The organism is Streptomyces akebiae (genome assembly GCF_019599145.1).
Classification (GTDB): domain Bacteria; phylum Actinomycetota; class Actinomycetes; order Streptomycetales; family Streptomycetaceae; genus Streptomyces; species Streptomyces akebiae.
On record NZ_CP080647.1, the window covers coordinates 8118103 to 8143035 of the forward strand.

Annotated in this window: 18 protein-coding genes and 3 rRNA genes; 15 read left to right on the top strand and 6 right to left on the bottom strand. The window is 68.7% G+C overall.

All coding sequences use genetic code 11. The annotated features are described in order from the left end of the window. Positions 1-22: 22 nt before the first annotated feature. Both K1J60_RS35180 and K1J60_RS35185 read right to left on the bottom strand, forming a co-directional pair. Positions 23-562, bottom strand: coding sequence for a YbhB/YbcL family Raf kinase inhibitor-like protein (locus tag K1J60_RS35180; protein ID WP_217177205.1), 540 nt, complete (start codon positions 560-562; stop codon positions 23-25). Positions 563-614: 52 nt separating this feature from the next. After that, the gene (locus K1J60_RS35185) at positions 615-1397 is read right to left on the bottom strand and encodes a sporulation protein (protein ID WP_220649735.1); all 783 of its coding nucleotides are present in this window, start codon (positions 1395-1397) and stop codon (positions 615-617) included. Positions 1398-1598: 201 nt separating this feature from the next. Here K1J60_RS35185 and K1J60_RS35190 point away from each other — a divergent pair, with 201 nt between their 5' ends. The 6 genes from K1J60_RS35190 (at position 1599) to K1J60_RS35215 (ending at position 10172) form a co-directional block, all read left to right on the top strand. Then, positions 1599-2240: a DNA-3-methyladenine glycosylase gene (locus tag K1J60_RS35190; protein WP_220649736.1), complete on the top strand. Its 642-nt coding sequence runs from the start codon at positions 1599-1601 to the stop codon at positions 2238-2240. A 542-nt stretch (positions 2241-2782) separates the two neighbouring features. Then, positions 2783-4309: ribosomal RNA gene (locus K1J60_RS35195) — 16S ribosomal RNA — on the top strand. A 305-nt stretch (positions 4310-4614) separates the two neighbouring features. Beyond that, a 23S ribosomal RNA gene (locus K1J60_RS35200) occupies positions 4615-7736 on the top strand. 104 nt (positions 7737-7840) lie between these two features. After that, positions 7841-7957: ribosomal RNA gene (gene rrf / locus K1J60_RS35205) — 5S ribosomal RNA — on the top strand. Together the 16S, 23S and 5S rRNA genes form the textbook arrangement of a ribosomal RNA operon. 5 nt (positions 7958-7962) lie before the next feature. Continuing rightward, the gene (locus K1J60_RS35210; protein ID WP_220652006.1) at positions 7963-9411 is read left to right on the top strand and encodes a hypothetical protein; all 1449 of its coding nucleotides are present in this window, start codon (positions 7963-7965) and stop codon (positions 9409-9411) included. Continuing rightward, complete coding sequence (locus K1J60_RS35215; RefSeq protein ID WP_220651849.1) at positions 9303-10172, top strand: tetratricopeptide repeat protein; 870 nt, start codon at positions 9303-9305, stop codon at positions 10170-10172. The genes K1J60_RS35210 and K1J60_RS35215 overlap by 109 nt, the downstream gene beginning before the upstream one ends. Before the next feature lie 82 nt (positions 10173-10254). Here K1J60_RS35215 and K1J60_RS35220 read toward each other — a convergent pair whose 3' ends face one another. Further along, positions 10255-11547 (bottom strand): DUF1015 family protein, encoded by a 1293-nt coding sequence (locus tag K1J60_RS35220; protein ID WP_220649737.1) that lies wholly within the window; start codon positions 11545-11547, stop codon positions 10255-10257. Between the two features lie 126 nt (positions 11548-11673). On the opposite strand from K1J60_RS35220, the gene K1J60_RS35225 reads away from it, so the two are divergent. The 4 genes from K1J60_RS35225 (at position 11674) to K1J60_RS35240 (ending at position 15859) form a co-directional block, all read left to right on the top strand. Next, a complete protein-coding gene (locus K1J60_RS35225; RefSeq protein WP_220649738.1) occupies positions 11674-12702 on the top strand; it encodes an HAD hydrolase-like protein in 1029 nt (342 codons plus the stop codon). A 93-nt stretch (positions 12703-12795) separates the two neighbouring features. Beyond that, positions 12796-13839 (top strand): FecCD family ABC transporter permease, encoded by a 1044-nt coding sequence (locus K1J60_RS35230; RefSeq protein ID WP_220649739.1) that lies wholly within the window; start codon positions 12796-12798, stop codon positions 13837-13839. Positions 13840-13868: 29 nt separating this feature from the next. Then, entirely contained in the window at positions 13869-14918 is a 1050-nt protein-coding gene (locus K1J60_RS35235) for a FecCD family ABC transporter permease (protein ID WP_220649740.1), read from the top strand. 107 nt (positions 14919-15025) lie between these two features. After that, on the top strand, positions 15026-15859 hold the full coding sequence (locus K1J60_RS35240) for an ABC transporter ATP-binding protein (protein WP_259408062.1): 834 nt from the start codon (positions 15026-15028) through the stop codon (positions 15857-15859). Here the strand turns inward: K1J60_RS35240 and K1J60_RS35245 are convergent. Continuing rightward, on the bottom strand, positions 15843-16190 hold the full coding sequence (locus K1J60_RS35245) for an SCP2 sterol-binding domain-containing protein (protein ID WP_220649741.1): 348 nt from the start codon (positions 16188-16190) through the stop codon (positions 15843-15845). The genes K1J60_RS35240 and K1J60_RS35245 overlap by 17 nt on opposite strands. 42 nt (positions 16191-16232) lie before the next feature. On the opposite strand from K1J60_RS35245, the gene K1J60_RS35250 reads away from it, so the two are divergent. From K1J60_RS35250 to K1J60_RS35270, 5 genes are all read left to right on the top strand, one after another. Further along, positions 16233-16538 carry a hypothetical protein gene (locus tag K1J60_RS35250; protein ID WP_220649742.1) on the top strand — a complete coding sequence of 102 codons (306 nt, stop codon included), beginning with the start codon at positions 16233-16235 and terminating at the stop codon, positions 16536-16538. Between the two features lie 55 nt (positions 16539-16593). Then, the gene (locus K1J60_RS35255) at positions 16594-17409 is read left to right on the top strand and encodes a TlyA family RNA methyltransferase (RefSeq protein ID WP_220649743.1); all 816 of its coding nucleotides are present in this window, start codon (positions 16594-16596) and stop codon (positions 17407-17409) included. Next, positions 17406-18311 (top strand): NAD kinase, encoded by a 906-nt coding sequence (locus K1J60_RS35260; RefSeq protein WP_033528902.1) that lies wholly within the window; start codon positions 17406-17408, stop codon positions 18309-18311. The genes K1J60_RS35255 and K1J60_RS35260 overlap by 4 nt, the downstream gene beginning before the upstream one ends. A gap of 173 nt (positions 18312-18484) precedes the next feature. Then, the gene (gene recN / locus K1J60_RS35265; RefSeq protein WP_220651851.1) at positions 18485-20203 is read left to right on the top strand and encodes a DNA repair protein RecN; all 1719 of its coding nucleotides are present in this window, start codon (positions 18485-18487) and stop codon (positions 20201-20203) included. Positions 20204-20493: 290 nt separating this feature from the next. Then, positions 20494-21630 (top strand): glycosyltransferase family 4 protein, encoded by a 1137-nt coding sequence (locus K1J60_RS35270; RefSeq protein WP_220649744.1) that lies wholly within the window; start codon positions 20494-20496, stop codon positions 21628-21630. Between the two features lie 22 nt (positions 21631-21652). Here the strand turns inward: K1J60_RS35270 and K1J60_RS35275 are convergent, their stop codons facing one another. Further along, positions 21653-23302: a PucR family transcriptional regulator gene (locus K1J60_RS35275; protein WP_220649745.1), complete on the bottom strand. Its 1650-nt coding sequence runs from the start codon at positions 23300-23302 to the stop codon at positions 21653-21655. A gap of 21 nt (positions 23303-23323) precedes the next feature. Next, complete coding sequence (locus tag K1J60_RS35280) at positions 23324-24706, bottom strand: FAD-binding oxidoreductase (RefSeq protein ID WP_220649746.1); 1383 nt, start codon at positions 24704-24706, stop codon at positions 23324-23326. Positions 24707-24933 lie beyond the last annotated feature (227 nt).

Consider the following 24933-nt stretch of genomic DNA (forward strand, 5'->3'; position numbering starts at 1 on the left):
GTTCAATGAACGTCCGGCTTCGTTACTTTTCCGCCACAGCGGCGTACTCACCGATGAGTTGCGCGCGGGCCAGCGTGTGGAACCGCAGGTTGAATCCGACCACGGCGGGAGAAGCGTCCGAATCCGGACCGAGCTTCTCCTGGTCCACGGCGTACACCGTGAACACGTATCGGTGCGCCGGATCGCCGGGCGGCGGCGCGGCCCCGCCGAAGTCCTTCGTCCCGTAGTCGTTGCGCGCCTGGACGGCACCCTCGGGCAGTCCCTCGAACTTCCCCGAGCCGGCACCCGTCGGCAACTCCGTCACCGACGCCGGGATGTCGAACACGACCCAGTGCCAGAACCCGCTGCCCGTGGGGGCGTCCGGGTCGTAGCACGTCACGGCGAAGCTCTTGGTCTCCGGTGGGAAGCCCTCCCAGCGCAGTTGCGGCGAGGTGTTCCCCTCCGCGTAGACCTGGGCGTCCTTGAGCGTGGAACCCGCCTCGACGTCCTCGCTCGCGACCGTGAAGGACGGCACGACCGGGTGGAAATCGTGGGGGAGCGGCGGCCTCTTCGGCTCGGTCACCTCGGTACCTCCTGATGGATCCGGGGTAGGTGTGGTTCCAGTCGTACCGAGCCTAGAACCAGCTGCGCTTGCTGCCGACCTCCGACAGCCACTGGTTGAGGTACGCCGCCCAGTCCGTGCCCTGGTAGTCGTGCAGACCCACCTTGAAGGAACGGAACGAGTCGCTGCCCTCGCTGAACAGACCCGGCTTCTTGTCCATCTCCAGCACGACGTCCATCTCGCGCTCGTCGGCGACGAAGCTCAACTCGACCTGGTTCAGGCCGTGGTACTGCTGCGGCGGGTAGAACTCGATCTCCTGGTAGAACGGCAGCTTCTGCCGGGTCCCCCGGATGTGCCCGCGCTCCATGTCCGCGTTCTTGAACCGGAAGCCCAGCTGGATAAAGGCGTCCAGGAGAGCCTGCTGCGCGGGCAGCGGGTGCACGTTGATGGGGTCCAGGTCACCGGAGTCGACCGCACGCGCGATCTCCAGCTCGGTGGTCACACCGATGTGCATCCCGGGCAGCGGCTGCCCCTGGATGGTGGTGATCGGCGTCTCCCACGGGATCTCCAGCCCGAACGGCACCACGTGGACGGCTTCGGCCTTCAGCTCGAAGGCGCCACCGAGCCGCTGCTTGGTGAACTCCATGTCCTGCTTGTACTCCGCGTCCTGACCCTCGACCTCGACCTTGGCCTGAAGCCCGACGGACAGCGCCTCGATCTGCTGGTCCACGGAGCCGCCCTGGATCCGCACCTCACCCTGGACGACACCGCCCGGGACGACGTTGATCTCGGTCAACACCGTCTCGACCGAAGCGCCACCGGCTCCCAGGCTCGCGAGCAGCCGCTTGAACCCCATGTCTGTTCCTCCCGTCAGGCGAAAGCCTGCGCATCTGCGTGGTTCTGTGTTCTCTGTGGTGTGGATCGCTCTGCGTGGCGCGGAGCCTTGATCCCTACAAACGCAAACCGACGACGCCCGGTTCCGCGTCCCCACCCTTCCAAGGAGGACGCCCCCACGCCACCCGTCGGCACGCACCCGTCTGGACTACGCTCGTACGCCATGATCGCGAGCCCCGACCGTACGCCCCTCGCCCGCGAGTTCTTCGACCGCCCCGTACTGGAGGTGGCACCGGATCTCCTCGGGCGTGTCCTCGTCCGTACCACCCCCGAGGGCCCGATCGGACTCCGTCTCACGGAGGTCGAGGCCTATGACGGTGAGAACGACCCGGGCTCCCACGCCTATCGCGGACACACGGCCCGCAACGGTGTGATGTTCGGTCCGCCCGGACATGTGTACGTCTACTTCACCTACGGCATGTGGCACTGCATGAACCTCGTGTGCGGTCCGGAGGGCCGGGCGAGTGCGGTCCTGCTGCGCGCCGGCGAGGTCACCGAGGGGGTCGACCTCGCTCGCAAACGTCGAATCTCAGCCCGAAACGACAAAGAACTGGCCAAAGGACCGGCCCGCCTGGCCACGGCCCTGGATGTGGACCGAGCCCTCGACGGCACGGACGCCTGCGCCTCCGGGGCCCCGCCCCTGACGGTCCTGACCGGTACCCCCGTCAGCCCTGACCAGGTACTCAACGGCCCCCGCACCGGAGTCTCCGGCGATGGCGGTGTCCACCCCTGGCGCTTCTGGATCGCCGACGACCCGACGGTCAGCCCCTATCGGGCCCATGTCCCCCGTCGGCGCTCAACTTGACTCGCCCCTGGGCGATCCGTAACGTAGCCCGAGCCGCTTGAACCGGTTACGGCGATCAGCCAGCAGCCGAGAGCGGCCAACCCACTACCTACGACATCCCCTCGGCGGGGGCGAATTAGGCATGCCCTGATTCCAGCCCGCACTACTCAATTATGAGTTGCCGAGGGAATCGGCTAACGTAGTGAATGTCGAAAGGCCGCAAGGGAAACCGCGAGGCCGAAAGGCGGCCGAAAGGCAAATCCCGCCGACAGGGAATCGGATCGGAAAACGATCTGATAGAGTCGGAAACGCAAGACCGAAGGGAAACTGCACCGGAGGAAAGCCCAGGGAATTACTTGGGTGAGTACAAAGGAAGCGTCCGTTCCTTGAGAACTCAACAGCGTGCCAAAAATCAACGCCAGATATGTTGATACCCCGTTCCCGGCCGGTCATCGGTTGGGGCGAGGTTCCTTTGAAACAAACACAGCGAGGACGCTGTGAACCATCGGATCATTCCTCCGGTGGTTCCGCTCTCGTGGTTTGCACCCGATTACGGGTACACATTCACGGAGAGTTTGATCCTGGCTCAGGACGAACGCTGGCGGCGTGCTTAACACATGCAAGTCGAACGATGAACCACTTCGGTGGGGATTAGTGGCGAACGGGTGAGTAACACGTGGGCAATCTGCCCTTCACTCTGGGACAAGCCCTGGAAACGGGGTCTAATACCGGATACAACCACTGCAGGCATCTGTTGGTGGTGGAAAGCTCCGGCGGTGAAGGATGAGCCCGCGGCCTATCAGCTTGTTGGTGAGGTAACGGCTCACCAAGGCGACGACGGGTAGCCGGCCTGAGAGGGCGACCGGCCACACTGGGACTGAGACACGGCCCAGACTCCTACGGGAGGCAGCAGTGGGGAATATTGCACAATGGGCGAAAGCCTGATGCAGCGACGCCGCGTGAGGGATGACGGCCTTCGGGTTGTAAACCTCTTTCAGCAGGGAAGAAGCGAAAGTGACGGTACCTGCAGAAGAAGCGCCGGCTAACTACGTGCCAGCAGCCGCGGTAATACGTAGGGCGCGAGCGTTGTCCGGAATTATTGGGCGTAAAGAGCTCGTAGGCGGTCTGTCGCGTCGGATGTGAAAGCCCGGGGCTTAACCCCGGGTCTGCATTCGATACGGGCAGACTAGAGTGTGGTAGGGGAGATCGGAATTCCTGGTGTAGCGGTGAAATGCGCAGATATCAGGAGGAACACCGGTGGCGAAGGCGGATCTCTGGGCCATTACTGACGCTGAGGAGCGAAAGCGTGGGGAGCGAACAGGATTAGATACCCTGGTAGTCCACGCCGTAAACGGTGGGAACTAGGTGTTGGCGACATTCCACGTCGTCGGTGCCGCAGCTAACGCATTAAGTTCCCCGCCTGGGGAGTACGGCCGCAAGGCTAAAACTCAAAGGAATTGACGGGGGCCCGCACAAGCAGCGGAGCATGTGGCTTAATTCGACGCAACGCGAAGAACCTTACCAAGGCTTGACATACACCGGAAACGGCCAGAGATGGTCGCCCCCTTGTGGTCGGTGTACAGGTGGTGCATGGCTGTCGTCAGCTCGTGTCGTGAGATGTTGGGTTAAGTCCCGCAACGAGCGCAACCCTTGTTCTGTGTTGCCAGCATGCCCTTCGGGGTGATGGGGACTCACAGGAGACTGCCGGGGTCAACTCGGAGGAAGGTGGGGACGACGTCAAGTCATCATGCCCCTTATGTCTTGGGCTGCACACGTGCTACAATGGCAGGTACAATGAGCTGCGAAGCCGTGAGGCGGAGCGAATCTCAAAAAGCCTGTCTCAGTTCGGATTGGGGTCTGCAACTCGACCCCATGAAGTCGGAGTTGCTAGTAATCGCAGATCAGCATTGCTGCGGTGAATACGTTCCCGGGCCTTGTACACACCGCCCGTCACGTCACGAAAGTCGGTAACACCCGAAGCCGGTGGCCCAACCCCTTGTGGGAGGGAGCTGTCGAAGGTGGGACTGGCGATTGGGACGAAGTCGTAACAAGGTAGCCGTACCGGAAGGTGCGGCTGGATCACCTCCTTTCTAAGGAGCATCTAGGTCCCGTCAAGGGATCCAGGGCCATAACGCAGGCGAGTGTTCTGCGGTGGTTGCTCATGGGTGGAACGTTGATTATTCGGCTGGTTTTCACGGGTCGGAGGCTGTTAGTACTGCTCGCAAGAGTGTGGAAAGCATGATCTCCGGGCGGGAGCCGGCCGGGCACGCTGTTGGGTGTCTGAGGGAATGAACTTTCCTTCAGTGCCGACCCCGGTGTACTCGCTGGCTTTGCCGGCGGGGTGGCGGGTGGTTGGTCGTTGTTTGAGAACTGCACAGTGGACGCGAGCATCTGTGGCCAAGTTTTTAAGGGCGCACGGTGGATGCCTTGGCACCAGGAACCGATGAAGGACGTGGGAGGCCACGATAGTCCCCGGGGAGTCGTCAACCAGGCTTTGATCCGGGGGTTTCCGAATGGGGAAACCCGGCAGTCGTCATGGGCTGTCACCCATACCTGAACACATAGGGTATGTGGAGGGAACGCGGGGAAGTGAAACATCTCAGTACCCGCAGGAAGAGAAAACAACCGTGATTCCGGGAGTAGTGGCGAGCGAAACCGGATGAGGCTAAACCGTATACGTGTGAGACCCGGCAGGGGTTGCGTATGCGGGGTTGTGGGATCTCTCTTCTGTTGTCTGCCGGCAACAGGACGAGTCAGAAACCGTTGATGTAGACGAAGGACATGCGAAAGGTCCGGCGTAGAGGGTAAGACCCCCGTAGTCGAAACGTCAGCGGCTCGTTTGAGAGACACCCAAGTAGCACGGGGCCCGAGAAATCCCGTGTGAATCTGGCGGGACCACCCGCTAAGCCTAAATATTCCCTGGTGACCGATAGCGGATAGTACCGTGAGGGAATGGTGAAAAGTACCCCGGGAGGGGAGTGAAATAGTACCTGAAACCGTGTGCCTACAAGCCGTGGGAGCGTCGCGTTGAGTACTTGTGCTCAACGTCGTGACTGCGTGCCTTTTGAAGAATGAGCCTGCGAGTTTGCGGTGTGTTGCGAGGTTAACCCGTGTGGGGAAGCCGTAGCGAAAGCGAGTCCGAACAGGGCGATTCAGTAGCGCGCTCAAGACCCGAAGCGGAGTGATCTAGCCATGGGCAGGTTGAAGCGGAGGTAAGACTTCGTGGAGGACCGAACCCACCAGGGTTGAAAACCTGGGGGATGACCTGTGGTTAGGGGTGAAAGGCCAATCAAACTCCGTGATAGCTGGTTCTCCCCGAAATGCATTTAGGTGCAGCGTCGTGTGTTTCTTGCCGGAGGTAGAGCACTGGATAGGCGATGGGCCCTACCGGGTTACTGACCTTAGCCAAACTCCGAATGCCGGTAAGTGAGAGCGCGGCAGTGAGACTGTGGGGGATAAGCTCCATGGTCGAGAGGGAAACAGCCCAGAGCATCGACTAAGGCCCCTAAGCGTACGCTAAGTGGGAAAGGATGTGGAGTCGCACAGACAACCAGGAGGTTGGCTTAGAAGCAGCCACCCTTGAAAGAGTGCGTAATAGCTCACTGGTCTAGTGATTCCGCGCCGACAATGTAGCGGGGCTCAAGCGTACCGCCGAAGTCGTGTCATTCCAGCATGAGGGCCAACGCCCGCTGGGATGGGTAGGGGAGCGTCGTGTGCCGGGTGAAGCAGCCGCGGAAGCGAGTTGTGGACGGTTCACGAGTGAGAATGCAGGCATGAGTAGCGATACAAACGTGAGAAACGTTTGCGCCGATTGACCAAGGGTTCCTGGGTCAAGCTGATCTGCCCAGGGTAAGTCGGGACCTAAGGCGAGGCCGACAGGCGTAGTCGATGGATAACCGGTTGATATTCCGGTACCCGCTGTGAAGCGTCAAACATTGAACCAGGCGATGCTAAGTCCGTGAAGCCGCCCCGGAGCCTTCGGGCAAAGGGGAGTGGTGGAGCCGACGAACCAGACTTGCAGTAGGTGAGTGATGGGGTGACGCAGGAAGGTAGTCCATCCCGGGCGGTGGTTGTCCCGGGGTAAGGGTGTAGGACGTCAGGTAGGTAAATCCGCCTGGCAATAGTCTGAGACCTGATGCCGAGCCGATTGTGGTGAAGTGGATGATCCTATGCTGTCGAGAAAAGCCTCTAGCGAGTTTCATGGCGGCCCGTACCCTAAACCGACTCAGGTGGTCTGGTAGAGAATACCGAGGCGTTCGGGTGAACTATGGTTAAGGAACTCGGCAAAATGCCCCCGTAACTTCGGGAGAAGGGGGGCCATCACTGGTGATCCGATTTACTCGGTGAGCTGGGGGTGGCCGCAGAGACCAGCGAGAAGCGACTGTTTACTAAAAACACAGGTCCGTGCGAAGCCGTAAGGCGATGTATACGGACTGACGCCTGCCCGGTGCTGGAACGTTAAGGGGACCGGTTAGCTCACTTTCGGGTGGGCGAAGCTGAGAACTTAAGCGCCAGTAAACGGCGGTGGTAACTATAACCATCCTAAGGTAGCGAAATTCCTTGTCGGGTAAGTTCCGACCTGCACGAATGGCGTAACGACTTCTCGACTGTCTCAACCATAGGCCCGGTGAAATTGCACTACGAGTAAAGATGCTCGTTTCGCGCAGCAGGACGGAAAGACCCCGGGACCTTTACTACAGTTTGATATTGGTGTTCGGTTCGGCTTGTGTAGGATAGCTGGGAGACTGTGAAGCTCGGACGCCAGTTCGGGTGGAGTCGTCGTTGAAATACCAGTCTGGTCGTGCTGGATGTCTAACCCGGGTCCGTGATCCGGATCGGGGACAGTGTCTGATGGGTAGTTTAACTGGGGCGGTTGCCTCCCAAAGGGTAACGGAGGCGCCCAAAGGTTCCCTCAGCCTGGTTGGCAATCAGGTGGTGAGTGTAAGTGCACAAGGGAGCTTGACTGTGAGACCGACGGGTCGAGCAGGGACGAAAGTCGGGACTAGTGATCCGGCGGTGGCTTGTGGAAGCGCCGTCGCTCAACGGATAAAAGGTACCCCGGGGATAACAGGCTGATCTTCCCCAAGAGTCCATATCGACGGGATGGTTTGGCACCTCGATGTCGGCTCGTCGCATCCTGGGGCTGGAGTCGGTCCCAAGGGTTGGGCTGTTCGCCCATTAAAGCGGTACGCGAGCTGGGTTTAGAACGTCGTGAGACAGTTCGGTCCCTATCCGCTGCGCGCGCAGGAATATTGAGAAGGGCTGTCCCTAGTACGAGAGGACCGGGACGGACGAACCTCTGGTGTGCCAGTTGTTCTGCCAAGGGCATGGCTGGTTGGCTACGTTCGGGAGGGATAACCGCTGAAAGCATCTAAGCGGGAAGCCTGCTTCGAGATGAGTATTCCCACCCACTTGATGGGGTAAGGCTCCCAGTAGACGACTGGGTTGATAGGCCAGATATGGAAGCCTGGTAACGGGTGGAGTTGACTGGTACTAATAGGCCGAGGGCTTGTCCTCAGTTGCTCGCGTCCACTGTGTTAGTTCTGAGACAACGACCGTTGTCGGCTTTGAGCAGAACGCATAACAGAAGAGTGTGCTTGTTCGCTCGAAACCATTAGGGTTTCGGTGGTCATAGCGTGAGGGAAACGCCCGGTTACATTCCGAACCCGGAAGCTAAGCCTTACAGCGCCGATGGTACTGCAGGGGGGACCCTGTGGGAGAGTAGGACGCCGCCGAACAATCTTTGGAAAGGACCCCTGGTCCCAGCGTTCAGCTGGGACCAGGGGTCCTTTTGTTTCTAGAATGCTTGCAGTACCGAAGACAGGAGTCACCATGTCCACCAACTCTCCCGACGATCGACCGGAGCGCGACCAGCGGCGACGGGACAGTGGTGACCGTGGCGGCTATCGCGGTGGACCGCGCCGAGACAACGAACGGCGTGACAACGACCGCGGTGGCAACGGCCGTCGTGACGATCGACGTGGTGATGACCGTCGGGGTGATGACCGAGGGGGGGTCCGTCGCGACGACCGCCGCGATGACCGTGGTGGTTTCCGTCGTGACGACAACCGTGGTGGTGGAGGATTCCGGGGCCGCGACGACCGCCGTGAAGGCGACCGTGGGCCTCGCCCCGCGTTTCGCCGGGACGACCGCCCAGGGGCCCCTCGTCGTGACGATCGGGATCGCGACCGTGGCTTCCGTCGGGAAGGTGATCGGCCGGCCTTCCGTCGGGATGACCGCCGCGACGAACGGCGGGACGACCGGAGGGACGACCGCCCCCCGTTCCGTCGCGATGACCGACGTGACGACCGCCCCGCGTTCCGCCGGGACGACCGACGAGACGACCGCAGGGACGACCGGCGCGACAGCGGGGACCGTGGCGATCGTGGCGGATTCCGTCGAGACGACCGGGACCGTGGGTTCCGTCGGGACGACCGTCCCGCACGTCCCGAGCGTCGTGAGGGTGACCGTCCGGCGTACCGTCGTGACGACGACCGCGGTGGTTTCCGTCGTGACGACAACCGTGGTGAGCAGCGCGGCGGCGGGTTCCGGCGCGATGACCGCGGCCGCGACGAGCGTCGCGGAGACGACCGCGGTGGACGTCCCCCCTTCCGCCGTGACGACCGTCGTGACGACCGTCGGGACGACTTCCGTCGTGACGAGCGCCGGGACGGTGACCGACCGGCCTTCCGTCGGGATGACCGTCGTGACGATCGGCGGGATGACCGTCGGGACGACCGTCCCGCTCGTCCCGAGCGTCGTGAGGGTGACCGTCCGGCGTACCGTCGTGACGACGACCGCGGTGGTTTCCGTCGTGACGACAACCGTGGTGAGCAGCGCGGCGGCGGGTTCCGGCGGGACGACAGCCGTGGCGGTGAGCGGCCCGGCGGGTTCCGTGGGCGTGACGATCGGGGCAGGGACGACCGAGGCCGGGACGATCGGGGCCGTGGCCCCCGTCGGGACGACCGTGGGGGTCGACCCGGTGGCTTCCGTGGCCGGGACGACCGGCGCGGCGGCGACGACAGGCGTGGCGGTGGGCGTTTCCGCGACGAGCGGGACCGGGAGCGGGAGCCGATCAAGCGGCTGCCGATCCCGGAGGACGTCACCGGCGAGGAGATCGACAAGGACGTACGGCAGGAGCTGCAGAGCCTGCCGAAGACGCTCGCGGAGGACGTCGCCAAGAACCTGGTGATGGTCGCGCGGCTCATCGACGAGGACCCCGAGGGGGCGTACGGCTACTCCAGGGTCGCTCTGCGGTTGGCGTCACGGGTCGCGGCCGTGCGGGAAGCGGCCGGCTTCGCCGCGTACGCGAACCAGAAGTACAGCGAGGCGCTCGCGGAGTTCCGCGCGGCCCGGCGGATGACCGGCAACGTCGATCTGTGGCCCGTCATGGCGGACTGCGAGCGTGGACTCGGGCGGCCCGAGAAGGCGCTCGACATGGCCGGGGCTCCCGAGGTGCACAAGCTGGACAAGGCCGGTCAGGTCGAGATGCGGCTCGTCGCGGCCGGTGCTCGGCGTGACATGGACCAGCTGGACGCGGCCATTGTGACGCTGCAGAGCCCCGAGCTGGCCTCCAACTCCGTACAGCCGTGGACCGCGCGCCTGCGGTACGCCTATGCCGACGCGTTGCTTGCGGCCGGGCGTGAGGACGAGGCGCGGGAGTGGTTCGCCAAGGCCGTGGAAGCCGACAAGGACGGCAGCACGGACGCGTCGGACCGGCTGGCCGAGATGGACGGGGTCGAGTTCATGGACGCCCTCGTCGAGGACGAGGACGAAGACGGCGAGAGCGGACACGAGGGTGCCGAGGCGCCGCGGGACGCGCAGGTCACGCCGGTCGAGGCCGACAAGAGCATCGACGTCGACGAGGACCACCACGTCGACCTCGTTGATGACGACGTTGATGCCGACGACGCCGTGGACGAGACGGATGCCGTCGTGGACGACAAGGGCTGACGTCCGGAAGAAGTGGTGAAGGGCGGGATCCCTACGGGGAGCCCGCCCTTTCGTATGCCCGGCCTCCGGGGAAGCCGCTGATTCAGAACTCCAGCGCGCGCAGTACCAGCCCCGAGGCCGGCTTGGGGCCGAACGACGTGGACTTGCGGGGCATGGTGACGCCCTGGCGGGCCAGGTCGCGTACGACCTCCTCGCGGACCGGGTGCATGAGGACGGCCGTGCCGCCGTCGCGTTCGGCCTTCTCGACGGTGGCGGCCGTGTCGTGGATGTAGGCGACATGCGCCGGGGAGTCCTCGGGGATGCGCCAGACGTGGTCGAGGAGTGTGGCGTGCAGGACTGTCGCATCGAGGGTGCGCCACGCCGGCGGGCGGTCGGCGGGGATCGTACGGGCGAGGAGGTCCGGGTCCGGGCGGTCGACGAGGTGGAAGGCGCCGTCACCGGCGAGGACGAAGGCGTTGCCGGTGAGGGACGCGTCCGCCAGGGCCTCAAGGGCCTCGGGAAGCGGGACGTCCAGACGGCGCACGCGGAACAGGCCGTGCAGGGCGGTGAGGGCGTCGGGGAGGGGGAGTTGATGGAGGAGACGGTGGATCGCGCGCACGCGCAGGGGGTATCGGGCGGTGTCCACGAGCAGGACCAGGCCGTAGTCCCAGGGGCTGGGGGACGGATGCTCCGTGCGGAGCCGGAGGTAGGTCGCCCAGCGGTGGTGGCCGTCGGCTATCAGAGCCTGGTGGCGGGCCAGGTCCGACTGGATCTCGGCGAGGTCGGCGGGGTCGGTGACGGCCCAGAGGCGATGGCTGAAGCCGTCCTCCGTCGTCGTGGCGAGGAGCGGGGCGCGCTCCGTGGTGCGCTCGACCACGGCTGTCGCCCCGGCCGTGGCGCCGTCGCCCCGGTAGGTGAGGAGCAGGGGCTCCATGTTGGTGGCGGTGGCGCGCATCAGGGCCGCGCGGTCCGTGATGACGTGGGGGATGACGTCCTCGTGGGGGAGGACGACGCCGGCGGAGGGCTCGGAGAGGCGCAGGGCGCCTATGAGACCGCGCTGGAGGATGCTGCCGTCCGCCTGCTCGTAGACGTAGAGACCGGGCTCGGCGTCGGCGGCGAGGACGCCGTCGGCCAGCCAGCGGCGCAGCGTGTCGGCCGCCTGTTCGTTCCGGGCGGCGGGGCTGCCGGCCTGGGGGAGTATCAGGCGGACGATGTTGTACGGATCGGCGGATTCGAGATGAAGCAGACCGTCCGGCCGTACGACGACGTCGTACGGCGGTGATGTCACGGCGGCCAGACTGCCGACCCGGTCGGGGTCGTAGCGAAGCCCCCGGAACGGGGTCAGTTCGAGGCCGCTGCGCGCCGGGATCTCCTCCGCGGGACCTGCGTAGTTCATTGATGCATCGTATGGGTGTCGGTGCCGTGAGGGATGATCGGGGAAAGCGACCTGACCGATTGTTGACGGACCGGAGTCCGATCCGGCCGGTCGGGCGACCGTCGGACGAGCGAGGAGCGGAGCACGATGAGCCAGGCAGTCAGGACGCGGCCCGACGGCAGTGGGCAGGCCCTGAGCGAGGCGTACGACACGGCTCTGCTCGATCTGGACGGGGTGGTGTACGCGGGAGGGAGCGCGATCGCGTACGCCGTGGAGTCCCTGAGTACGGCGCGCGCCGGTGGTATGCACCTCGCGTACGTCACCAACAACGCGCTGCGGACGCCCGACACGGTGGCCGCGCATCTGACGGCCCTCGGCATACCGACCGAGGCCGGTGACGTCATCACCTCGGCGCAGGCCGTGTCCCGGCTGATCAGCGAGCAGTTGCCCTCCGGCGCGCGGGTGCTGGTCATCGGTGGTGAGGGGCTGCGGGTGGCGCTGCGGGAGCGGGGTCTCGAGCCGGTCGAGTCGGCGGACGACGATCCGGCGGCGGTGGTGCAGGGGTACGGCGGTCCCGAGCTGCCCTGGGGGCGGTTCGCGGAGGCCTGCTACGCCATCGCGCGCGGGGTGCCGTGGTTCGCGTCCAACACCGACCTGACGATCCCGAGCGCGCGCGGGATCGCGCCGGGCAACGGGGCGGCGGTGCAGGTCGTCCGGATCGCGACCGGCGCCGAGCCGCAGGTGGCGGGCAAGCCCCTGCCGCCGATGCACCGCGAGACGATCCTGCGGACCGGCGCCGAGCGGCCGTTGGTGGTCGGGGACCGGCTGGACACGGACATCGAGGGGGCGTTCAACGGCGCGGTCGACTCGCTGCTGGTGCTGACCGGTGTGACCGACGGCGCGCAGTTGCTGGCCGCGCCCCCACAGCACCGGCCCACGTACGTCGACGCCGATCTGCGGGGCATGCTCACCGGGCAGCCGGAGGTCGTGGAGGCGGGCGCGGGTTTCCGGTGCGGTGGCTGGACAGCCACGGCGGGGGCGGATCGGCTCGAACTCGACGGCGAGGGCGAGGCCCTGGACGGGCTGCGGGCGCTGTGCGCGGCGGCCTGGACGGCGGCCGGTGAGGGCTCGTGCGCGTTGGACGGGGGGAAGGCGCTGGCCCGGCTGGGGCTCTGAGGGGCTGAGGCTCTCGGCCGCCATCCGTACCGCTCCGTGCGGTCGTCGTGGACGCGTTCGAGCCGAAAGGACAGGATAGGCTAACCTAACCGGGTGTTGGTCGACAGTCCTCCTGAACCGAGCGCGGAGACCGCCCCCGCGCCCCCGAACCGCCGGGCGGTGCGAGCCGTCGGGCTCCTCGTGGCCCTCGTACTCCTTGTCCTGGTCGCCTTGGCGAGTATCGCGATCGGTGCGAAAGAGCTCTCTTCGGGGCAGGTCTGGCACGGCTTGTTCGAGGACACGGGGACGTACGGCGACGCCGTCGTCGGGGAGCGGATCTCGCGCACGCTCCTCGGACTGCTCGCGGGGGCCGCGCTCGGGCTCGCCGGTGCCGTCCTCCAGGCGCTCACCCGGAACCCGCTGGCCGACCCGGGCCTGCTCGGCATCAACGCGGGCGCGTCCGCGGCCGTGGTCACCGCCATCACCTACTTCGGCGTCACCTCGCTGAGCGGCTACGTGTGGTTCGCGTTCGCCGGCGCGGCCATGGTCGGGGCGCTGGTCTGGTTCCTCGGCGGCAGTCGGGGTGCGACGCCGGTGCGGCTGGCACTCGCGGGTACGGCGATCAGTGCCGCGCTCTACGGCTATCTCCAGGCCGTGATGATCATGGACGACGCGGCGCTCTCCAAGATGCGTTTCTGGACGGTCGGTTCGCTGGCCTCGGCGAACGACGAGACCATCACCCAGGTGCTGCCGTTCCTGGCCGTCGGTACGGTCGTCGCGCTGCTGCTCGCCCGACCGCTGAACGCGATGGCCATGGGCGACGACACCGCCCGCGCCCTCGGCGCCAACCTCAACCGCACCCGTGCGCTCTCCATGGCCGCCGCCACCGTGCTGTGCGGCGCCGCGACCGCCGCCTGCGGGCCGATCGTCTTCGTCGGGCTGATGGTCCCGCACGTGGTGCGGTCCTTCACCGGGCCCGACCTGCGCTGGATCCTGCCGTACGCGACCGTCCTGTCGCCCGTGCTGCTGCTCGGCGCCGACGTGCTCGGGCGCATGGTGGCGCGGCCCGCGGAGCTTCAGGTCGGCATCGTCACCGCGATCCTGGGCGGTCCGGCCTTCATCTTTCTCGTACGACGGCGGAGGACGGCCCAGCTGTGAAGACGCAGGCCACGAGGGAGACACCCACCATGAGCAGGCCCGCCGGGCGCGACCGTGCGCTCCGCTCGCCCGGCGGCCTGTCCGTCCGGCTGGACGTGCGGGCGTTCACCGTCGTCGTCCTGCTGCTGTTGGCGGCGCTGACCGCGAGCGTGGTGCTGATCGGCACCGGCGACTTCCCGATCCCGGCCGGCGACGTACTGAAGACGCTGCTGGGCGACGGCGACGCGGGCCAGGAGTTCATCGTCAACGAGCTGCGGCTGCCCAGGGTTCTGGTCGGACTCCTCGTCGGGGCCTCGCTCGGGCTCGGTGGGGCGCTGTTCCAGTCCATCTCCCGCAATCCGCTGGGCAGTCCGGACGTGCTCGGCCTCTCCCAGGGCGCCACCGCCGGCGCGCTGGTCGTCATCGTGCTGTTCTCCGGCAGCGCGAACCAGGTGGCCCTCGGCGCGCTCGTCGGCGGTCTGGTCACCGGCTTCGCGATCTACGTGCTGGCGTGGAAGCGGGGCGTGCACGGCTATCGGCTCGTGCTGGTCGGCATCGGTGTCTCCGCGATCGTCACAGCGGTCAACGGCTATCTGATCACCAAGGCGGACCTCGTCGACGCGGCCCGCGCGGTCGTGTGGATGACCGGCTCCCTCAACGGCCGTGACTGGGCCCAGGTCTGGCCGTTGCTGATCATGTGCGCACTCCTCGTGCCGCTGGTGCTCGGCAACGCGCGCGGGCTGCGGATGATGGAGATGGGCGACGACGTGTCGTACGCCCTCGGGGTGAGCGTCGAGCGTGTACGGCTCCTGCTGATGGTGTCGGCCGTGCTGCTCACCGCCGGGGCCACGGCCGCCGCCGGGCCGGTCAGTTTCGTCGCCCTCACCGCGCCCCAGCTCGCCAAGCGGCTGACCCGCTCCCCGGGCCCGAACCTGGTGCCCGCGATGTGCATGGGCGCGACCCTGCTGATCGTCGCCGACTGGGCCTCGCAGCGGGCCTTCGGGGCCGACCAGTTGCCGGTCGGCGTGGTCACCGGAGTGCTCGGTGGCGTCTATCTGCTGTGGCTGCTGGTCACCGAGCGGAAGGCCGGGCGGATATGAGCGCGCCGGCGCACGAGAACGGCTACGCGTCGGCGTGGGCGAATGACGACGTGTCGGTGTGGGCGAATGACGACGCGTCGGCGCACGCGAAAGACCAAGGGAGTACTGTGAACCGCCTGTCCGCCGAGAACGTCACCCTCGCCTACGACCAGCGGGTCATCGCCGAGCGGCTGTCGGTGGAGATACCCGACAACTCGTTCACCGTGATCGTCGGTCCCAACGCCTGCGGCAAGTCCACGCTGTTGCGTGCCCTTTCGCGGATGCTGAAGCCGGCTCAGGGGCGGGTGCTGCTCGATGGGCACGTCATCCAGTCGATGCCCGCCAAGAAGGTCGCCCGGACGCTCGGACTGCTGCCGCAGTCGTCGATCGCGCCCGACGGGATCACCGTCGGCGATCTCGTGGGCCGCGGCCGGTACCCGCACCAGGGGCTGCTGCGGCAGTGGTCGGCCGAGGACGAGCGGATCGTCCGGGAGTCGATGGAGTCGACCGGGGTCGCCGAGCTGGCCGACCGTTACGTCGACGAGTTGTCCGGCGGTCAGCGCCAGCGGGTCTGGATCGCCATGGCGCTCGCCCAGCAGACCCCGCTGCTGCTGCTCGACGAGCCGACCACCTTCCTCGACATCCAGCACCAGATCGACGTACTCGACCTGTGCGCCGAACTCCATGAGCAGCAGGGCCGCACACTGGTCGCCGTGCTGCACGACCTCAACCACGCCGCCCGCTACGCCACCCACCTCATCGCCCTGCGCGACGGCTCGGTGATCGCCGAGGGCGCCCCCTCCGAGATCGTGACGGCCGATCTGGTCGAGGAGGTGTTCGGGCTGCGCTGCCAGGTCATCGACGACCCGGAGACGGGTACGCCACTGGTGGTCCCGGCGGCGCGCAGGGCACGGACCGGGGTGGCGAGGCTCGAGAAGGTCGGAGCTACAGAAGCTTCCTGAGCTGGAGCAGGTCCCGGAAGCCCGCCTCCAGCTTCACCCGGCCCGACCCCCAGGCCTTGGCGAAGTTCAGTTCGCCGTCGACCAGGGCCACCAGGTCGTCGCCCGTCATCGCGAGCCGGATCTGCGCCTTCTCGGCGGGCGGTCCCGCGAGGGTGTCGTGCACCTCGATGCGGCCGTCCCGCATCCGGCCCACGAAGGTGATGTCGAGATCCTTGATGTGGCAGCTCACCGAACGGTCGAGGGCCGTCGCCTCGCGCACGTGTCCGTCGGCGCCTGCCATGTTGTCCGAGAGCTTTTCGAGCGCGGCGCGGCACTCCTCAGTCGTTGCCATCGCGATCGACGGTACCCCAGAGCTTCGCGGTAGCGTCTGGGCATGAGCGACTCTTTGCCCGAGGTCGTGGCGGAGGTGGACGCGGCGGTCGCGGAGATGCCGGCCGAGGCCGAACCCGAGTACGACCCCGCCGCCCCGGCCCCGCTGGACGTGCCCCGCACCGCCACCGGCCACCTTGAGGTCGACGCCGCCCTCGACCGGCTGGCCGACACCGACCACCTCGCCACCGACGGCCACGTGGAGGTGTACGAGGATGTGCACCGGGGGCTGCGTGACGCGCTCACCGCGCTCGACGCCCGCCCGGGACCTCCGGCTCCCACCCGTCACCCGACCAGCACCCCTGGGTGAGACCCTTTGGGTCGTACCCATCGATCGCCGTACGAGAGCAGGAGCTGAACCCACCGTGGCAGGAGTCGCACGCCGCCGTCTGGACGCCGAACTGGTCCGGCGGAAGCTCGCGCGGTCGCGCGAGCACGCGAGCCAGCTGATCGCCGCCGGCCGGGTCACCGTCGGCAAGACCGTCGCGACCAAGTCCGCCACACAGGTGGAGACCGCGGCCGCCATCGTGGTCGTGAGCGACGACAGCGACCCCGAGTACGTGTCCAGAGGCGGCCACAAGCTCGCAGGAGCCCTGAAGGTCTTCGTCCCGCGAGGGCTGGCCGTCGAGGGGCGCCGGGCGCTGGACGCCGGAGCCTCCACCGGCGGCTTCACCGACGTACTGCTCCGGGCCGGCGCCGCGCACGTCGTCGCCGTGGACGTCGGATACGGACAACTCGCTTGGACTCTGCGCAGTGATGAACGCGTCACCGTCAAGGACCGTACGAACGTACGCGAGTTGACGCTCGAAGCGATCGATGGGGAGCCTGTGGATCTTGTCGTGGGGGATCTGTCCTTCATCCCGCTCGGCCTGGTACTGCCCGCCCTGGTGCGGTGCGTGAAGCCGGACGCCGATCTGGTGATGATGGTCAAGCCGCAGTTCGAGGTGGGTAAGGAGCGGCTGGGCAGTGGGGGAGTCGTACGGAGTCCGGAGCTGCGCGCCGAGGCGGTGCGCGGGGTGGCCCGGCGGGCGGGGGAGCTGGGGCTCGGGGTACAGGGTGTGACGGCCAGTCCGCTGCCCGGACCCTCGGGCAATGTCGAGTACTTTCTGTGGCTGCGTGCCGGGGCACCCGCGCTGGACCCGGCCGACGTCGACCGAGCAGTGGCGGAGGGGCCGCGGTGACTCAGGACCGATCTCGAACTGTCTTCCTCCTCACCCACACCGGGCGGCCTGCGGCGATCCGCAGTGCCGAACTCGTGGTCAAGGGGCTGCTGCACCACGGCATCGTCGTGCGCGTCCTTGAGTACGAGGCCGAGGACATTCCGCTGCCGGAGGAGGTGGAACTCGTCAAGGAGGCCACCCCGCAGTGCCTCGACGGGTGCGAGCTGCTCATCGTCCTCGGTGGTGACGGCACGCTGCTGCGCGGCGCCGAGTTCGCCCGCGCGTCCGGGGTGCCGATGCTAGGCGTCAACCTCGGCAGCGTCGGCTTCCTCGCGGAGGCCGAGCGGGACGACCTCGACAAGGTCGTCGACCGCGTGGTGACCAAGTCCTACGAGGTCGAGGAGCGGATGACCGTCGATGTCGTCGTTCATCAGAACGGGGACATCGTCCACACGGACTGGGCGCTGAACGAGGCGGCCGTGCAGAAGGCGGGCGCCGAGAAGCTGCTCGAAGTCGTCCTGGAGATCGACGGGCGGCCGGTGACCGGGTTCGGGTGCGACGGGATCGTGCTGTCGACTCCGACCGGGTCGACGGCGTACGCGTTCTCGGCCGGAGGGCCCGTGGTGTGGCCCGAGGTCGAGGCGCTGCTGATGGTGCCGATCTCCGCGCACGCGCTGTTCGCCAAGCCGTTGGTGACGTCGCCGAACTCCGTGCTGGCGGTGGAGGTCCTGCCGCACATTCCGCCGGGGGTGCTGTGGTGCGACGGGCGGCGGACCGTCGAGCTGCCGCCGGGGGCGCGGGTCGAGGTGCGGCGGGGGGCGGTGCCGGTGCGGTTGGCTCGGTTGCACCACGCGTCGTTCACCGACCGGCTGGTGGCCAAGTTCGCTCTGCCCGTTTCCGGGTGGCGGGGGGCTCGGCACTAGCGCGATGTGGGGGATGGCGGGGACTCGTCGGCGGCCGTGGGTTCGTCGTAGGTGCTCGCGCAGTTCCCCGCGCCCCTGAAGGGCGCGCTGTAGCTCGGCGGGGTGACATTGGGGACGGGGGGCGTCGCACTTCCCTCCCCGGACCTCGTAAGGTCGTGTCCGTGTTGGAGGAGATGCGGATACGGTCGCTCGGAGTCATCGACGACGCTGTCGTCGAGTTGTCACCCGGCTTCACCGCCGTGACGGGTGAGACGGGTGCGGGCAAGACCATGGTGGTCACCAGCCTCGGCCTGCTGCTCGGCGGGCGGGCGGACCCGGCGCTCGTGCGGATCGGTGCGAAGAACGCCGTCGTGGAGGGCCGGATCGCCGTGCCCGAGGGCGCGGCGGCGGTGGTCCGGGCCGAGGAGGCCGGGGCCGAACTCGACGACGGGGCGCTGCTGATCAGCCGTACCGTCTCCGCCGAGGGACGGTCCCGGGCACATCTGGGCGGGCGTTCCGTCCCCGTGGGCGTGCTCGCCGAACTGGCCGACGAACTCGTCGCCGTGCACGGGCAGACCGACCAGCAGGGGCTGCTGAAGCTGTCCCGGCAGCGGGCGGCACTCGACCGGTACGCGGGCGACGCGGTGGCCGTACCGCTCACCAAGTACGGCGAGGCCTACCGGCGGCTGCGGGCCGTGGCCGGTGAACTCGACGAGATCGTCACCCGCGCGCGTGAGCGGGCCCAGGAAGCCGACATGCTGCGGTACGGCCTGGACGAGATCGCCGGCGTCGATCCCCGGGCCGGCGAGGACGTGGAGCTGGCCGAGGAGGCCGAGCGGCTCGGGCACGCGGAGGCGCTGGCCTCGGCGGCGACGGCCGCGCACGCCGCGCTCGCGGGCAATCCCGAGGACCCGGAGGGCGTGGACGCCGCCACCCTCGTCGCGGGCGCCCACCGCGCGCTGGAGGCCGTGCGGTCGCACGACCCGGCGCTGGCCGTGCTCGCCGAGCGGATCGGGGAGGTCGGGATCCTGCTGGGCGATGTGGCCGGGGAACTCGCGGGATACGCCGACGACCTGGACGCGGACCCGCTGCGGCTTGCGGCCGTCGAGGAGCGGCGGGCGGCGCTGACCGGCCTGACGCGGAAGTACGGCCAGGACATCGCCTCGGTGCTGTCGTGGGCCGAGGAGGGCGCCCAGCGGCTCACCGAACTCGACGGCGACGACGAACGCATCGGCGAGCTGACCGCCGAGCGGGACGCGCTGAGAGTCGAGCTGGGCGGCCTGGCCCAGGCTCTGACGGACGCCCGCGCCGAGGCCGCCGAGCGGTTCGCCGCAGCCGTCACCGCCGAGCTGGCCTCCCTGGCCATGCCGCACGCGCGCGTGTCGTTCGAGATCCGCCAGACCGACGACCCGGAGGGCGTCGAGGTGGGCGGGCGCACGGTCGCGTACGGGCCCTTCGGCGCGGACGAGGTCGAGCTGTTGCTCGCGCCGCACCCGGGGGCGCCGCCGAGGCCCATCGCCAAGGGCGCGTCCGGCGGTGAGCTGTCGCGGGTGATGCTGGCCGTCGAGGTGGTCTTCGCGGGGACGGACCCCGTGCCGACGTACCTGTTCGACGAGGTCGACGCCGGTGTCGGCGGCAAGGCGGCGGTCGAGATCGGCAGGCGGCTCGCTCGTCTCGCCAGATCGGCGCAGGTCGTGGTGGTCACGCATCTGCCCCAGGTGGCGGCCTTCGCCGACCGGCAGTTGCTGGTGGAGAAGACCAACGACGGTTCCGTGACCCGGTCGGGTGTGAAGGTCCTGGAAGGCGAGGACCGGGTGCGTGAGCTGTCGCGCATGCTCGCCGGCCAGGAGGACTCGGAGACGGCCCGGGCTCACGCGGAGGAACTGCTGGCGGCGGCTCGGGCGGACGCCTAGAGCGGGACGTGCCGACGCGCAGGTGGGACGCAAGTGGTGCGGCGGGGCAACCTCGTGCGGGAGTTCACTCGTGTGGGTGACCCTGAGTCCGGGGTTGCCCGGACCTCCGGCTCGCCCCCGTCCGGCTGTCCCGGAACACCCTTGCGGCCTGGCATCCTTGGACGGGAACGACGTAGCGGGACGTGCTGCGTGGATCGTGCGGAAGCACCTCGTACGGTCCACCCCCACGGCGGAATCCTTCTGTGCGTTCCTTCGTGACCGTCCGACCCCGAACCAGGAGCCCCGGCCACGTGAGTCACGTGAGCAGCCACTCACCGCACGGCCAGGCGCCGCTGCGGACCGTGCAAGTGCTCGGCGGCGGCAGCGCAGTGAGTAGCACGCATGTGCGATCGCTGGCCTCGGGGCTGGTCGCCAGGGGCGTGCGGGTCACCGTCTGCGCTCCCAGTGAGGCGGACGGCCTGTACGACTTCACCGGAGTCGGCGCGCACCACGTCCATGTGCCCCGCAGCAGCGATCCGGCCTCGGTGGCCAGCCTCCGCAGCGTCTTCGCGGACGCCGACCTGGTGCACGCGCACGGACTGCACGCCGGCTTCCGCGCCACCCTCGCGCTCGGCCGGCGCACCACCCCGCTCGTCGTCACCCTGCACACACGGTCGTACGCCGAGGGGGCGCGGGCGCATCTGCTGCGGCTGCTGGAGCGCCGGGTCGCCAAGGCCGCCGCCGTGGTCCTCGGCACCTCCTCCGACCTGGTCGACCAGGCCCGCAGCCGGGGCGCGCGCGACGCCCGGCTCGCCGCCGTCGCGCTGCCCGTGCCGCGCCGGGCCGTGTCCGGTGAGGACCCGGACCGGCCCGCGTCCAAGGTCAGGGCCGAACTGGGCGCCACGGAACGCCCGTTGCTCATGACCGTCGGCACACTCGACCGCCGGCGGGGCTACGACACCCTCCTCGACGCCGCCCGGGAGTGGCGCGGTCTCGACCCGGCCCCGCTGCTCGTGGTCGCGGGCGAGGGACCGTTGCGGGGGACGCTGCAGCGGCGCATCAAGGACGAGGAACTGCCCGTACGGCTCGTCGGGCGGCGCGACGACGTCTCCGAACTGATCGCGGCCGCCGACCTCGCGCTGCTGCCCGGCGGACCCGAGGCCCGCTCGGTCCTCGCGCAGCAGGCGCTCCACGCGCGCGTGCCGCTCGTCGCCGCCGCTGTCGGATCGCTGCCCGACCTGGTCGGCGACGGCGCCGAACTCGTCCCGTACGGCGACGCCGGGGCGCTCGCCGGGGCGGTCGTACGCCTCCTCGGGGACCCCGCCCGCTGTGAGACGTTGCGGGAGCGGGGCACCCGGCAGGCGGCCGCCTGGCCGACCGAGGACGAGACGGTGGCCCAGGTGCTCAGCGTCTACGACGAGTTGACGCAGCTCAGGCCGCTGACCTGACCCTCACGCGAAGGGCCCGGCCTCAGCCGACGTGTCTGCGTGCCCGCAGGGCCAGGCTCAGGGCCAGGACCGCCTGCGGGTCGTCCAGGTCGGTGCCGAGCAGTTCGCCGATGCGGGCGAGGCGGTTGTAGAGGGTCTGGCGGTTGAGATGCAGCTCACGGGCGGTCTCCGCCTTGCGGCCGGCGTGCGCCAGATAGGTCTCCAGCGTCGGCAGCAGCGGGGGCTTGGCCCGGTCGTCGTGGTCGCGCAGGGGACCGATCGCGCGGTCCACGAAGGCGGCCAGGTCGGGGTGGTCGCGCAGCCGCCACAGCAGCAGGTCGATGTCGAGGCGCCGGGCGTCGTACCAGGGGCGGTCGGCGAGGCCCTGCGCGGCCGTCGCCGTCTCCGCCGCGTGCCGGAGGCCCGCCGAGGCGGCCGCCCAGCCGCCGGGCACCCCGACGACCACCACGGGCGGTCGTCCGCCCGGCCGCTGCATCCCGGCCCGCTCCACGCCGGCCCGGAGCGCCGACGCGACCTTGTCGGCCACCGCCTGGCGCTCCGGCTCCGCCCGCAGGCCCAGCAGCAGGGGTACGCGGCCCTCGACGGGGCGCACGCCGAGCAGTACGGGTACGCCCACGGAGGCCAGCTCCTCGGCCACCGCGCGGGCCAGGACGGCCCAGCCCCCACCGGGGGAGAGGCCGTCGGCGAGCCGCATCACGACGGGCAGCAGGGGGCCGGCGCCCGGCTTGAAGCCGAGGACGCGGGCCTGTGCGGGCGCGTCCTCGGCCCGGACACGGCCCTCGGCGAGGTCGGTGAGGAAATCGCCGCGTCCGCGCGCCGCCAGTTCCTCCTCCTGCCGGGCCTGCATCAGGACGACGGCGAGGATGCCGGCCGCGCGTTCGGCAGCCATCCGGTGGACGGGCGCCAGCGGGGCCACGACGGGCAGGAGGACCAGACGGGCCCGCACCGAGCCGGTACCGGGGCCGCCACCCGGTACGTCGACGAGGGTCGACCCGGCGGGCGGCTCGTCCTGGTGCCGGTCGCGCAGCCCCTCCCACACCTGGAGCGGATCGGTGTCGGCCGGACCGGTCCCGGCGGCGTACAGGAGCTGTCCGTCGGGGGTCTCCAGGAAGACCGGGTTGCCGCTGAAGTCGGCCAGGATGCCGAGGACCTGCGGGACTCCGCCGCCACCGAGCAGGGCCTCGGTGCAGCGACGGTGGACCTCCTCGGCCTGCTGGAGGAGTGCGTAGTGGCCGTTGACGATCTCGGTGTGGATCTCCTCGGTGACCGTCACGAAGGCCACCTCGCGGTGCAGTTGGACGAGCGGGAGCCCGGCCGAGCGCGCCGTCTCGACGAGGGCCGCCGGGAGCCGGGCGAAGCGCGGGCCCAGTTCGACGACCAGGGCCGAGATCCCGCGCTCGGCGAGGGTCCGGACGAACGCACGCTGGTCGGCGGGGCGGGTGCCGAGCCCGTAGCCGGTGGTCAGCAGCAGCTCGCCGCCCTTGAGGAGCGAGGCGATGTTCGGGACCTCGCCCGCGTGCACCCAGCGCACGGTGCGGTGCAGCCGGTCGCCGCCCGCCAGGACCTCCGGCAGCCCGCCACGCAGTCCGGGCAGCTCCAGCGCCCGCCGCACGGTGATGCCGCCCTGCGCCTCGCGGCCGTCACCTGGTTCGCGGCCTCCACGGGTGTCCATGGAGCGGACGGTACCCGGTCGTCAGGCCGGCGGGATGTTGTGGTTGAAGCGGAAGACGTTGTCGGGGTCGTACGCGCTCTTCACCGCCGTCAGCCGCCGGTAGTTGTCGACGCCGAGACCGGCGACGACCCGGTCGGCGCCCTCGTCGCCGACGAAGTTGAGATAGACGTCGCCGGTGCTCCACGGCCGTACGTCGGCGCGCACGTCCCGTACCCACCGGACGCACCGGTCGTCGTCCTCGGGGCTCTCCCAGACGCCGAAGGGGTGGACGACCCAGGGGGAGTCCCGGTAGGGCACGGGGTAGTGGGCGGGGCCTTCCGGTATCGCGCCGCCGAGCGGGAAGAGCACATGCTGGGTGCCGGTCGGCACGGGCATCGACCAGGCGCGGGTGGCGAGGACGTCCACCAACTCGTCCGGCAGACCGGTCAGGTACTCCGCCGACCAGTAGTTCCGCATCCCCGGCGGGTCGTCGATCATGCACTGCACGTCCGCGTACGGCATCGCGCCGACCATCTCGGCCTCGTGCGGCATCGCCAGGAGCGGCTGGGCGACCTTGCGCATGTCGTCCTCGGTGCCCGCGTACGTCAGGAGCGCGGCGCAGGTGAGCCCGCCCACCAGATGCCCGGGGACGAACTCCTCGGGCGGGGCGGTGAGATAGAGGACACCGCCGCTCGCCTCCCGCGGGCCGGTCTCGATGACGTCGCGGTACACGCGGATCACCTCGGGACCGTGTTCCGGGCGGTAGAACAGCAGGGCGACGGCGAAGGCGGGCAGATCGTGCAGCCGGAGGGTGAGCGCGGTGGCCACACCGAAGTTCCCGCCGCCGCCGTGGAGCGCCCAGAACAGGTCCGGGTTCTCCTCGGCGCTCGCGCGGACGGTGTGCCCGTCGGCAGTCACCAGTTCGACGCCTAGCAGGTTGTCGACGGCGAGCCCGAAGGTGCGGTCCAGCCAGCCGCTGCCGCCGCCGAGCACGAAGCCGCCCACACCCGTGGTCGACGCCCGGCCACCGGTGGTCACCAGTCGGTGGGGCTCGGTGGCGCGGTCGAGGTGGCTCATGGTGGCGCCGCCCCCGACCCGGGCGGTCCTGGAGGCGGGGTCGACCGTGACCCCGTGCATGCGGCGGAGGTCGATGACGAGTCCGTTGTCGTTCAGTGCCATTCCGGCCACGCTGTGGCCGCCGCCGCGTACCGCGATCGGCAGGTCGAGGTCACGGGCGAAGCGCACCGAACGGACGACATCGGTCTCGTCGGTGCACTGCGCGATCACGGCCGGGCGTCGGTCGATCATGGCGTTGAACACCGTGCGGGCGTCGTCGTACCCAGGGTCGCCCGGCGCGAACACCTCGCCGGCCAGATCCTCGCGCAGTGCGGCGAGGGCCGCCCGCGCCTTCGAGAGGGGAGCCATGGTGAGCCGCCCCCTTTCGGTCAGGGGACAGGGCTCCTTCCAGGCTAGGTGGGGCGGACGGATCGGGCCTGTTCGGCCGGTTGCCCGGCAACCGGTGGCTGCCGACCGGGGAGGCTCCGCCGCTCGGCGGTCACGAGGTGCCGCTGTGCCCACCGTGCCGCTCCGGCGGCACGACTGCCCTCAGTCGGCCGGGCCGGTGCAAGCACCCGTACCAGGGAGCGCAAGCG